10 protein-coding genes and 1 tRNA gene are annotated in these 11,926 nt (G+C 57.1%); 3 read left to right on the forward strand and 8 right to left on the reverse strand.

What is annotated here, in order from left to right; all coding sequences use genetic code 11:
- The first annotated feature begins 579 nt into the window (after positions 1 to 579).
- Positions 580 to 1,212 (forward strand): bifunctional 4-hydroxy-2-oxoglutarate aldolase/2-dehydro-3-deoxy-phosphogluconate aldolase, encoded by a 633-nt coding sequence (gene eda, locus AC2T28_RS20710; RefSeq protein WP_486750554.1) that lies wholly within the window; start codon positions 580 to 582, stop codon positions 1,210 to 1,212.
- A 50-nt stretch (positions 1,213 to 1,262) separates the two neighbouring features.
- Here eda and AC2T28_RS20715 read toward each other — a convergent pair whose 3' ends face one another.
- The 7 genes from AC2T28_RS20715 to AC2T28_RS20745 all read right to left on the reverse strand — a co-directional run bounded on the left by AC2T28_RS20715 (position 1,263) and on the right by AC2T28_RS20745 (position 8,523).
- Positions 1,263 to 1,667, reverse strand: a complete 405-nt coding sequence (locus AC2T28_RS20715; RefSeq protein ID WP_486750555.1) for a (R)-mandelonitrile lyase — start codon at positions 1,665 to 1,667, stop codon at positions 1,263 to 1,265.
- A gap of 123 nt (positions 1,668 to 1,790) precedes the next feature.
- Positions 1,791 to 5,003: a reductive dehalogenase gene (locus tag AC2T28_RS20720; RefSeq protein WP_486750556.1), complete on the reverse strand. Its 3,213-nt coding sequence runs from the start codon at positions 5,001 to 5,003 to the stop codon at positions 1,791 to 1,793.
- Positions 5,004 to 5,138: 135 nt separating this feature from the next.
- A complete protein-coding gene (locus tag AC2T28_RS20725) occupies positions 5,139 to 5,912 on the reverse strand; it encodes a LamB/YcsF family protein (protein WP_486750557.1) in 774 nt (257 codons plus the stop codon).
- Complete coding sequence (locus AC2T28_RS20730) at positions 5,909 to 6,940, reverse strand: 5-oxoprolinase subunit C family protein (RefSeq protein ID WP_486750558.1); 1,032 nt, start codon at positions 6,938 to 6,940, stop codon at positions 5,909 to 5,911. The genes AC2T28_RS20725 and AC2T28_RS20730 overlap by 4 nt, the downstream gene beginning before the upstream one ends.
- Positions 6,937 to 7,689 carry a 5-oxoprolinase subunit B family protein gene (locus AC2T28_RS20735; RefSeq protein ID WP_486750559.1) on the reverse strand — a complete coding sequence of 251 codons (753 nt, stop codon included), beginning with the start codon at positions 7,687 to 7,689 and terminating at the stop codon, positions 6,937 to 6,939. Before AC2T28_RS20735 ends, AC2T28_RS20730 begins: the two co-directional genes overlap by 4 nt.
- 135 nt (positions 7,690 to 7,824) lie before the next feature.
- A complete protein-coding gene (locus AC2T28_RS20740) occupies positions 7,825 to 8,313 on the reverse strand; it encodes a PAAR-like domain-containing protein (protein WP_486750560.1) in 489 nt (162 codons plus the stop codon).
- Between the two features lie 133 nt (positions 8,314 to 8,446).
- A tRNA-Arg gene (locus tag AC2T28_RS20745) sits at positions 8,447 to 8,523 on the reverse strand.
- Between the two features lie 161 nt (positions 8,524 to 8,684).
- Here AC2T28_RS20745 and AC2T28_RS20750 point away from each other — a divergent pair.
- Both AC2T28_RS20750 and AC2T28_RS20755 read left to right on the forward strand, forming a co-directional pair.
- A complete protein-coding gene (locus AC2T28_RS20750) occupies positions 8,685 to 9,314 on the forward strand; it encodes a polysaccharide deacetylase family protein (protein ID WP_486750561.1) in 630 nt (209 codons plus the stop codon).
- Between the two features lie 137 nt (positions 9,315 to 9,451).
- Positions 9,452 to 10,312 (forward strand): GNAT family N-acetyltransferase, encoded by an 861-nt coding sequence (locus AC2T28_RS20755; protein ID WP_486750562.1) that lies wholly within the window; start codon positions 9,452 to 9,454, stop codon positions 10,310 to 10,312.
- Between the two features lie 4 nt (positions 10,313 to 10,316).
- Here the strand turns inward: AC2T28_RS20755 and AC2T28_RS20760 are convergent, their stop codons facing one another.
- Positions 10,317 to 11,855 carry an FAD-dependent oxidoreductase gene (locus tag AC2T28_RS20760; RefSeq protein WP_486750563.1) on the reverse strand — a complete coding sequence of 513 codons (1,539 nt, stop codon included), beginning with the start codon at positions 11,853 to 11,855 and terminating at the stop codon, positions 10,317 to 10,319.
- Positions 11,856 to 11,926: the final 71 nt, after the last annotated feature.

Raw genomic sequence — 11,926 nt, forward strand, 5'->3', positions numbered from 1 at the left:
AGCGCCTCAGCGCCGCCGGTAAGGGGGGTTCTAGTGTTACCTCTCAAGGTCCGCAACACCTAAATTCAATAAATCCAACTTTTTGTGAAGAAACTTCGAAAAGCCTGCAAAATCAATCGAATACCGAAGGGTCCCGACCCAAACACCAGCCCAAAACACAGTTAACAACCATCAACCAACAACAGATCAACACCGAGTCACCACATCTGGTAGCGTCGGTAGGTGGAGGCACATCATGTAAAATGCTGCCCTCGCAACAGAACACCAACTGCCCGGCTTGCCTCCTAATGTCCCCGGTCACAGCCTCCGCGCTCCACAGGAGCAAATCATCAACCTGTTCGTCTCGGCTCAAGTTCCAATCATTTGCCTTTTGCCACCAAGCCCTAATTTCTGTTTCAAGGCGGGTAGAAGCATGACAACAAAAACTGCAACTTTGATAGGGTCCCACCCAAGCACTACCTCACGGCTCCCTCACGAGCCTATTGCGCGACTTCGAGGTTCACCATGAGCACCCGTACGCCATCAGGACAACCACAGCCTTCTTTTCCCGCTCTCCAGGAAAACAGTCCTTCTATGCACATGCTTTGCCGCCAGGCGCCGGTGATTCCAATGCTAACGGTTGAAGACCTTGCTCACGCCGTACCACTTGCCGAGGCACTCATCGCTGGGGGACTGCCGGTGCTTGAGGTCACGTTGCGGACCCCCGTTGCCTTACAAGCGATTTCGCTGATGGCCCGAGTGCCAGGTGCAACCATTGGTGCCGGAACCGTACTTAGCCCAAAACACGCCAAAGCTGCTCAAGACGCAGGCGCTGTCTTTGCTGCGTCGCCAGGAACATCCCATTCACTGATTGATTGCTGCGAAGATCTGGGACTACCCTTGTTGCCAGGCGCCGTCACAGCCACCGAAATCATTGCCCTTCTGGGCCGTGGGTTTGATCTGATAAAGTTCTTTCCCGCCGAGGCATCTGGTGGCGTGCAGGCCCTACGCTCCCTTAGCGCTCCGTTCCCACATGTACATTTTTGCCCGGTGGGTGGAATTTCCCAGACCACCGCCCAAGACTATCTTTCGCTTTCAAATGTGGCCTGCATTGGCGGCAACTGGATGGCATTCGCCGAAATGCTCAGAAACGAACGCTGGAACGAGGTTCGAAAGAATGCGCATGAGGCCAGACAATTGGTCAATGGCCACGACTCCCCGCTTCGAGCTTAAGTCACCCCAACCCTAGTTGGCTCCACATCCGTTCAAAACTGCCTTTTTGGTTAGTCAACCGACAGCAAACAGTCTTCATCTGAGACATGTTCCATCCAAGTGGTGACAAAACCGCTTTCAGCTTCCTGAATAGCAATATGTTCCATCTCGCTATCCGGGACAGCTCCGTGCCAATGCTCTTCGCCCGGTCCGATCCAGACCGTATCGCCGACCCGCATCACCCGAGGTGGCGCGTTACGGGTGCCAACCATACCAACACCCGAAATCACATACAGGGTTTGCCCCAACGGATGACTGTGCCAGGCGGTACGTGCTCCGGGTTCGAACATGACCCGAATGGAACGGCTACGCGCTGGGGAAGGTGGGGTATTGATCGGCTCAATCCAGACCTGCCCCGTAAACCAATTGGGGTCACCTTTTGTGCCAGGGCGTGAACCGGCCAAAAATAAATCCATGATACTCTCAAAAAACAGGTTACGGTTCTAACTCAAACGAAAATTCATTTGATCAACCATTATTGCTCGCACCGAACCTGTCAAGTCTGATAAACCGCCACTTTTACTCCTAGGTCCGCCGGACTAGAGATCAACGACAACCACCCCACCTTTTTCAGCTGCACGGGACTGGCAAAGGATCACAGACTTCTGCCGCTGCGCCTTGGACAGTACAAAGTCGCGGTGCTCGACCTCACCTGAAATCAAATCACATTTGCAAACTCCGCAAATACCGTCCGAACATTTGACATCTACATGCACGCCGTTTTGAGCTAGCACATCTGTCGCGGTCTGATCTGCGGGAACAAATATTTCACGACCTGATTTTGCCAACCTCACGGTAAAATCGTGGTTCTCATACTCAGGCACCTCCGGAACCGAGAAATATTCCAGATGGCGCGCCTGTTCGGTGAACCCCTGCCGCTCAGCCGCCTGCATCACGCCATCCATGAAACGATCCGGCCCACAGGTATAGACGTGCCAACCGTCACGATAATCGCTTAGCACCACATCCAGATCTGCTCGTGTTCCTTCATCCGAAACATGCACCGTGACCCGATCTGCCCAAGGCATTGCCGCCAGATCGGGCAAATAGCCCGCACCATCACGGCTTGAAACCGAATAGTGCAGCTCAAACTCCTTGCCCAGCGCATGGAGCTGATGTGCCATAGCGATCATCGGTGTCACTCCGATTCCGCCGCCCATCAAGAAGCTCTTACTGGCACTCTCATCCAGCGGAAAATGATTGATCGGTTTTGAGATGAAGATCTTGCGCCCTTCGGCAAAGATCCGGTGCAACAGGGCTGAGCCCCCCCTGCCCTGATCCTCGCGCAGCACTCCGATCTGGTACCTGCTACGGTCTGCAGGATCACCGGACATAGAATATTGCCGCAGATACTCTGGTGCTACAACGATGTCCAAATGGGCGCCGGCGGTCCATTCCGGCAAGTCCGTCCCGTCAGCGCTACGGAACTCATACTTGGTCACATCCGGACTCATAGCCTCGGCGTTGGAAACGACGACCTGTAATACAGGACTATCGGCATCACTGGTGTAGACGTGATCCCAGTCACCAGTCTCCCCCTTGGCGCGGCGTTCTCTATATTCCTCCGCCGTGACCATCGCCTGATAAGCCTCAATCCCCGCCTCGCGATCCATGGGGAATGGATAGGGCCAGGGATGCGGCGCCAGATTGGCCGGGTAAACCGCCAGCGTCTGGTCCTCATGCTTCAACTTCAAGTCTTTTTGCAGCGCACGGGCATTCACCGGATGGCGGGTTGGGCGGTATCCGCCGTCCTCTTCCATCTCCAGATCCCACCACCACTTCTTGACCGGGTTCATTTCACCATTGCCCACAAAGTCATCCAGCTTAGCCAGCGCAGGCGCAGCCGTGGGCCAGTTCATCGCTGCATGGCGGAACGGCTTTTCGCGGAACAAGCCTTCGAGGTTCCAGGGGCAGGTCTTCATGCAGCGGCCACACATCGCGCCACCTGGCGTGGTGATCCGGTAGGTGGTGCATTTCTGACTGTCGCTCTTCCAGATTTCATAGCCGTTGAACATCTTCTTAGGGCCGGCTGTAATTGCCCCCGACGGACATTCCCGTGCACATTTGTTGCAGCTCTCGCAAAACTTCTGTAGGCCAAAATCAATCGGCTTGTCATGGGCCAGTGGCATATCGGTGGTCACAACACCTGATTTCAGGCGCGGACCTAAGAAGGGGTTCAAGATCACCTCACCAATCCGGCTCACCTCTCCCAGTCCCGCCAACAGCAACAACGGCGGCTGCAACACCTCGCCATCCATCACTGTATGCGCCTTGGCCTTATACCCCAGATTGCGAATCTGCCGCGCGATCACGCCCCCCAGCAGAGAGAACCGCAGATAGGCGCGCATCGACTGCGCCACTGCGATCCAATCATCGCCCGAGGTCCCATCGGTGGTTTCAAAACCCTGATCTACGATCATGCTGATCGCCTGATCATGCTCGGGGTGGATCTCGGCTCCGGTAGCGTCATGGCTGTACCACGTCCAGTCCGGGCAACGGCTGATCCCCACCGCATCAATCCCCAGCCAATAGCTTGCCGCTTTGATATTGGCAGCATTGCGCTCCGCATCACTTGGGCGCGGACCGCTGACGGCTTCTCCGTCCTGCAACAGAACAAAGGCCCCAAGCATCCGCCGTTGCGCCATCGAAGGCGCAGCCTTGCGCACATAGAACCCACCGGTGGCGGCCTGCTGGTTGGTCTTACCCATGTCGCCAAACTGCGCTCGGGCAAACATGTCGGCCCGCTTGGGCACCCGCGCCACATGGGCCTCATCTATATATGTTGTCGGATCATCCACCCGCTTCAGGGTCTCAAACGGATGCGGGCCATCCTTGAAATCTCGCTTGCGGAACGGATCAATGTTCAACGCAGATTTCTGCGAGCCCAGCCCAACCCACCAACGTGGACCTTTTACCTTGAACATCGGCTGCTGGCTTTGCGGCAATAGTGGCCGGTCCATAGCCAAGTCAAAATCGGTTGTGACAACCGCAACTCCAAAGCGACTACCCAGATAAGGGTTCACCAACTGGCCATCCTCGACCGTAGCGAGACCTGCTGCGATCACCAGTTGGTTCAGATCCACATCCGACGAAGTGCCGGTATGCGCCTTGGCATCCCAGCCCAACAACCGGATGTAGTTCGCTAGCACGACCGCCGTTTCACTGGCGCGCAGACAGGCACGATGCTCTTGCGCATCCGTCAGCCACTCGCAGCCATCCTCATCCGCCTTGGGATCGCGCTGCATGTCGTACAGAAACACAATTGCCCGCGAATGATCGCCAATTGTGGTCGGCGGTGCGATCATCGCCTCTTTCAGGTCCGCCATGATCAAGTCGATCCCGGCCGCCAGCGTCTTGGTCTGCCGTGTCTTGAGATCCTCTGACAGCCGGTCAATATCAGGGTTGCGATAAGGTTCATCCAACCGCGCCGAGGCAGGCATCGGCCCGATGCCAACCATCGCCGCATCTGAGAAATAGCCAAAGCCCTTGATATGCTCCGCCCGTTCTTGCGGATCGCTGGGACATTCTGCTCGCGCCTTATTTACCATCCCGTCACGAATTGCGTCCATCATCGCCTGATATTCGCCCATCGCGTTGACGATCGAGGCCGGCAGGCCAGGTCGACGAAAATTCAGCGGCTGAAATCCCGGTACGGCCCGCAGATCCGGCATCGGCCCACGCGCCAGCCGCTCCAACGGATAAGGCCCCAAATGAACAGGGCGTTTCTTATCCGAGAAAAGCTGGAAAGTCATACTGGGTATCCTGGCGATGAGTTACTGAACTCCAGCCTTGTACTACACAAAGCAATCACCTGAATAGCATCCAATATACAATATTTTCATTAACATCCTATATCACTGTTTTTAAACCAGACAATATTGAACACATCAGCCTTTTCGACCCGTAAACTGCGCTATTTGGATTCCACCGCCAGTCAGACTGTCGCGCACCGACCCAGCCAGAGCCACAGCCGTTGGTGTATCCCCATGCAGGCAAATGGTATCAATGGCCGTTGGGATGCGTTTGCCACTTTCGGTGATGATTGCCCCCTCTTGCACCATCTGCAAAATGCGCGGCCCTGCCACTGCCGGGTCATGGATCACCGCTCCGGGTAATGACCGATCCACCAGCGTGGCATCATCGTTATAGGCCCGGTCGGCAAAGATCTCGCCCGCCCAATTGCAACCCAAATCGCGCACCACGTCTTCCATCGCGGTCGCCGCCAACACCATTATGATGATATCCGGATCCACATCCAGCGCCGCCTCGTAGCAGGTACGCGCCATGTCGGCGTCCACGCTGCACATATTAGACAACGCCCCGTGCAGTTTGAGGTGTCGCACCTGACCGCCCAGCGCCGAAGCCATCCCGCGTGACGCGCCTAACTGGTAACGTACCAGGTTTTTCAGGCTCTCATTGGGCAGCTGCATCTTGCGACGGCCAAACCCCTGCAAGTCAGCAAATCCGGGGTGCGAGCCAATCCCAACGTTGCACTCCATTGCCTGTGTCATTGTTGCCGCCATCACGTCTGGATCACCACCATGAAACCCACAGGCAATATTGGCCGAAGACACGATATCCAGCAGCGAGGCATCATCGCCCATAGTCCACGGGCCAAAGCTTTCACCCATGTCGGCGTTCAGATCGACCGATTTCGTCATGCATAGTCTCCACTGTCAAAGGGGTCAGCTTCTGCCGAGATGGCTCCGCCGATCAATTGAAAAGATAATAGATCCGCCATATCCGCCGGATCACGGATCAACGGGGCACAGCGTGACGGCAGCGACCGCACGGCGGCATCATACTTGGACTGAATTTCCAGCCCTTGCTCCAGCGTCACCCAGTCAAACCGGACTGACGCCCTAGCGGGCGCCTGCGCAATTCGTGCCAGATCACAGGGCAGTACTGTGCCAATTCGCGGATAGCCACCCGTCGTCTGGCACTCACGCAGCAACACAAACGGCTTACCGTCTCCGGTCATCTGCACATCACCGGGCACAATCACCTCGGACAAGATATTCAACTGCCCCGCAGCCGAAAACCCCTCACCATCCGAGACCATTTCAATGCCCATCCGGTTGGCGCGACTGCCACGCGTGAATTCCGTTTCACCAAACCGCACCCGCACTTCGTCCGGGAACAAAGCTGACTGAAAACTCGCAACGATACGCAGGGCTCCACCAGAAAACCGGTCTTCGGCCTCCAGCCCCAAACCTGTCTCACTGTTGCCATCCGGCCCCGCAGACAGAATATCCCCCGCCCGTATTGCTTGCCCGATCCCGCCCATCAGATGCGCCGCACGGGATCCCAGCAGGCATTCGGTATTTACGCCACCGCCGAGATGCAGATAGCCGTAAACCCCTTTACGCGCGGCACCGATCTCTAGTTTCTGCCCTGCTTCAACCAAATGCGACGCATTCCAGGCCAGCGAATCTCCATCCAAAGTCACCATCATCGGCGCGCCCGTCAGAGCAATGCGCACCTGCCCGACCGCCTCAAACAAACCACCAAGGCCACCCATCTCCAGGGCTGCCAGCCCAGCATCCTGCCGTAACAGCGCTGCCCCTTCGGCCAAGGCCAGCGTATCCGCCGCTCCGCCCTGCGAAATGCCACGCTCCAGCAATCCTGGCCGCCCCATGTCCTGCACAGACATCACAGGCCCCGCGCGCAACACCTTTAACCCACTCATGGAGTGATCTCCGTCACAACCGCGCCGCCATTGTTCGGATCACCTTCCCGCAGGCGTAGGAAATCGGCCTTAGCAACCGGCTCAAATATCATCTCGTCCCCTGCCCGCAGCGCAAAGGGGGCATCCATTTCTGGCCGAAACAACCGTATACCCGTCTGTCCAACATGCCGCCATCCTGTGGGCGCCGGAGCGGTGAACAACACAAACTGCCGGATCGCCTGCACCAAGGCACCTGACGGCACCATTGGCGTCAGCGCTGTCTGCCGTGGCAGGTCCCATTCCTCGCCCAATGTTCCCAAATAGGGCTGCGAGGCCGCAAAACCGATGGTCAAAACCCGCACCCGCGCTGAACCCAAGCTTTCGACCGCCTGCGCCTCGGTCATCCCAGCCGCATCCGCCGCCTCACCCAGTTGTGGCGCCAATTCCGTGCCGTAAACAGTCGGAACCCGCCAAAACCGACGCCCTTTGGGCAAGTCGGCCGCGTACCAGTCGCGCCGTTCCAGCAACTCTTCCAGCTTGGCCCGCAGCGCATCATGCGACATCTGGTCAGGATCAAATCGAACAAAGACCGACGCCAGTGACGGCGAGATTTCAATCACCCCTGCTATTGCTTGCAGCTCCAGCGCGCCCTTAAAAGCCAGCGTCGCCCGGTTGGATGCCTCGCTTAGCGCATCTGCAAAGGTGACCAGCATCCCCTGCAAGCCAGCCGTCCGTATCACCGGAAATTTCGGTAGCCCCTGATCGCTCATCTGCACCCCCATCGTTCAGTGCCAGCGTTGCGATGCAACACCCGCAGTGTCAACACGGGAAACGGCGACAAATGGGCAGATCACGGGATTGCTAGAGAAGAGTTCGAATGCCGTACAAACTGCAGCGAATACTGACTATACAGGATGGCCGCGTGCGGCGCTCCCCACGATCGAAACCAGCGTTTTTGCAAGCTTCTGCTGCTCTTTATCGTCCTTGCAGACCTTCAGCAGCTTATCGCATTCCTTTTTAATCTGGGTTTCAAAGGTTTTCTGCTGCTTCTGCGCCTGCTGAAAGACCTTGGCCGCCTGGTTTGGCAACATCAGCTTTGACGCTTTCTTTCCGGTGGCCTTAACCGTGGCAGAATGCTTCGAGAAAATACCCGCCATCTTGGCAATAGAAGCAGTCACGCCCTTTAAAGTGCCCGCTTTATCCCCCGATGATTTCTTAAACTCTATGTCGAACTTCTTTATCTTGACCGACGCTGTTTTCAGGTTTTTCGACGCAAGCGCGATGTTGGGGAATGGGACCGGGACAAACGGGGCTGGAGGTGCCGGAACTTTGCAGACATCCGGAAACGCAATCGAAACGCCGCCCTTTTGTTTTTTGGTAGAACCTGGAAACATGACCCCAACAGTGTACCGGATTTTTCTGTAAAAATCCAGATCTGGCGGCCCCGCCTATTAGCATGCAAATTCAAGCCATCGACCATGCCTACACTACAGTGTCAAAGCTGCCTGCGACGTGTTTTTAGGGAAGTGGCGGACCGAGGAGGATTCGAACCCCCGACCCCCTGATTCGTAGTCAGGTACTCTATCCAGCTGAGCTATCGGTCCACTGAGGGCGGGGTTTAGTGCTACCCGCTCCAAGGCGCAACCCCCAAATCGGGCAATTTTAAATTCATCCAAATTCCGGTCACTAAATCACACCTCGCCGATCTGGATGACCGCACCTATGTGGTTGCGATCAGGCGGCAAATAGGAAATGAATTCTATCCATGGCAACATGGTCCGATTTAGATAACGAGCTCAAACTTTGGCACGCTACCGGGGTCACTCCCACGTTTTGGTGGCGCGACGACGACACCGAATCCCCGACGCCTGCTCTGGATCAGCTTCTGTCGCTGGCAGAAAAGCACCACCTGCCAATTCACCTGGCTGTTATCCCCCAAAACATCTGCCGTGGTTTGGCTCCGCGACTGGCGAGATCGCCAGATGCCTATGTGCTGCAACATGGGTTTGCACATGTGAACAACGAGCCCGCCGGGGCGCGCGCCTCTGAAGTTGGCGAAAACCGCGACATTGGCCTGCAGCTGCAAGACCTTCGTGCCGGCTGGCGGTGTCTGCAGCAGGCAAAGTTGCCCAATCTCTTGCCCGGATTTGCGGCCCCGTGGAATCGCATCGCAGATAAGACCATCGCCCAGTTCCCAAACCTTGGCTACCGACTGGTTTCGGCCTGCCACGCCCGCAAGTCCGCCCATCCGGTGCCCGGCGTTACCCAGGTCAACATCCACTTCGACCCAATCCGCTGGAAACAGGGCCCACAATTCCGAGGCACCGAGGCAACGCTGGCCGGGGTCGTAGAGCATCTGGAACAGCGAAGGCTTGGGGTGGTGGACCCATCGTAACCTACCGGCCTGTCCACTCACCACCTTCAAACTGAGGGAATTGTCTGGGACTTTGTCGATCAACTGCTGGAACGGCTCACCCACAAGGGCGCCACCGAATGGGTTCGCCTGGCCTCATTGCTCTAAAGGAAAACCACATGGTAGAGATCAGCCACGCCCAGCCATCCGAGCGCGAAGAGATCGCCCAGTTTATGGCCGAGGTTTTTCCTCGGGCCAAGTGGTCCATGGAGGGCTGGCGCGCGATCCTTGATGGCCGCTGGGCCCGCCCAGATGACAGTTACGCCATCACCGTTCGCGATCAAGGCAAGCTGGTTGGTGTATTGGGACTGGTCACCGCCCAGCGCCCCACCGACAATGGCCCCTGTGTCACCGCCAACATGACCTCGTGGTATCTGCTGAAACCTTATCGCGGGACTGGTGTTGGTCGGAAAATGATTGAGCTGGCCACCGCAGACCCCAGCATCACCGTAACTGATTTCACCAGCTCCCCGGGCGCGGTCCATGCAGTTAAACGCGCAGGCTTGGTTGAGCTCGACACCCAGCGGCTGATCTGGAAACCCCGCACATCTCCGACACAAATCCTGCCGGTCCACGATAACCCGCTGGAACTAGGCAATCGGATCAGCGCCAGGGACCGTCAAGTTCTGCAGGATCACGCAAACCTGCCCCTGACACCGCTGGCCATTAAGACCCCCGACGGCCCCGTTGTAGTGATCCTGTCAATCAAGCAAAAGCACGACCAATATGTCACCCACGAGGTGATGTATCTCGGTAATCGCGATCTCTTTGCGCACCATGCCCGGGCCATTGCCGACAGCCTACTGCCAGCTGATCGCGCCATCTTGTCAGTCGACCGTCGACTGCTGCCCTCTTCTGCTGAGCCAGATGCTGTCGAAGATTTTGCCATCCCGCGCTTCTATACACCGGGCCGCATGCCGCCCGAGGACATCGATCATCTTTATACCGAAGTCGTTCTGCTGGGCTTGAAGCTTTATTGAACCGCTAGCATCCGGGCTTGCGACGTTTAGCGCCTAAAAATTCGGCGTACTGACCCACCTCGGCCTCAACTCGATCGGCTGACCAGCCCAGCTCCTTGGCCGCAATCCCGGCCACTCTTTGCACCTGATCCAGCCCTTGATCCGGTTCCCATCCCAACCCCAGCCGCCGGGTCATTAGATCGGTCAAACCACCTGGCATCTCATGGCGGACTGAATGCAGGACTTTGGCACCTGTCAACACGGCTTCACTAGTGCCCACCACATCGGAACCATACCACAGTTCCTGCCGCTCTCTACTGGCGGGTAGCCGAGCCGACACCTTTTCCACCAGAGATCGCGCCACCCATCGGTGGGTCATAATCGGCCCGCCGGTCAGCGCCATCATGTCGGGAACTCCACAGTCTTCCAGATCATAGATCTTTATGTCCCGACTACCCAATGGCTCTTTGGGATCACGGGTCAAAGGGTTCACCCCGGCCCAGGTGAAAAGGATATCATCCCGTGTCACCGCAAGTTTCGGCAGGCAGCGATTGGTCTCAGCTATCATCCAGTCAATCTCCTGATCGCTGGCAGAAACCCCTGCGATGTCACCTTCGAACGGGGTGCGGGTCAGACCGATGTAGTGAATGCCCCGGAACGGCAGGCAATACAGTGGCTCTCCCAGACTATTATAGTTAAATACCCCCCAGTCGGCGAACGCTTCGGGCAGGCGCAGCGCAATGTGGATGCCTTTCATTCCCGTACATTTGGGTGCGATGTTTGAACCTGAAGTTTGAATGACATCATCGACCCAGGCCCCCGCCAGGTTCAGCACCAGGTCTGCAGTCACGTTAGCGATTTCACTGTCACCGTCCCCACCTGAACCTTGGGGCGACAATGACAATCGCCACCCCTTCTCGCCATTGCGTCGCGTCAGCCCTTCAACCCGCGTGTAGTTGCGGACCATCGCCCCCATGCGCCGGGCATCAAACAGTGCATCCAGCGCGATCCGTTCGGGCCAGTCAAAAACATACTCGCGAAACACGGCGACACTGCGCAGTTTGTCAGGGTCACGCAGCCAGCCCTGAACTGGCACTTGGTCAAATTGCTTCGCGCTATAGCGACGATAATCGAGAGACTCGCCAGTCGGGCTGGTCATCCGCAGGGCGGCAAAGGCCGCGTCCAACTGCCAAGGCGCGTACTGATCATCTGAATAGATCGGCAGGCAGAAATTGATCGGCTTCACCCGGTTCGGAATACTGCGCACGATTTCATCGCGCGCCAGCATATCCGCCCGCGCCGTGCGCATCGACATGGCAATCCGGCCTGGGTGCATCAGGGTCTTCCAAAAGCTGGATCCGCTGGCCAAATGCCGTAGGCCACAATGCAACAGACGGCTTGACCGGCTGGTGGCCCCATTGGCAAAATCGCCCTGATCCACAACCAGCACCCGGTAGCCCGCCGCACTCAGGTGCTGCGCCGCACTGGCCCCATTGATGCCTGCGCCAATGATGGCCACATCCACATGCTGTTGATCAAGATCCGTCAGACTGCTGGTTTTCAATGCTGATACGCCCCAAAACACGGTCAAAACTTATTTTCATCAGGGTAGCCCAAACAGGAACCGGTTTTGTG

This window comes from Parasedimentitalea nitratireducens, from assembly GCF_057444295.1.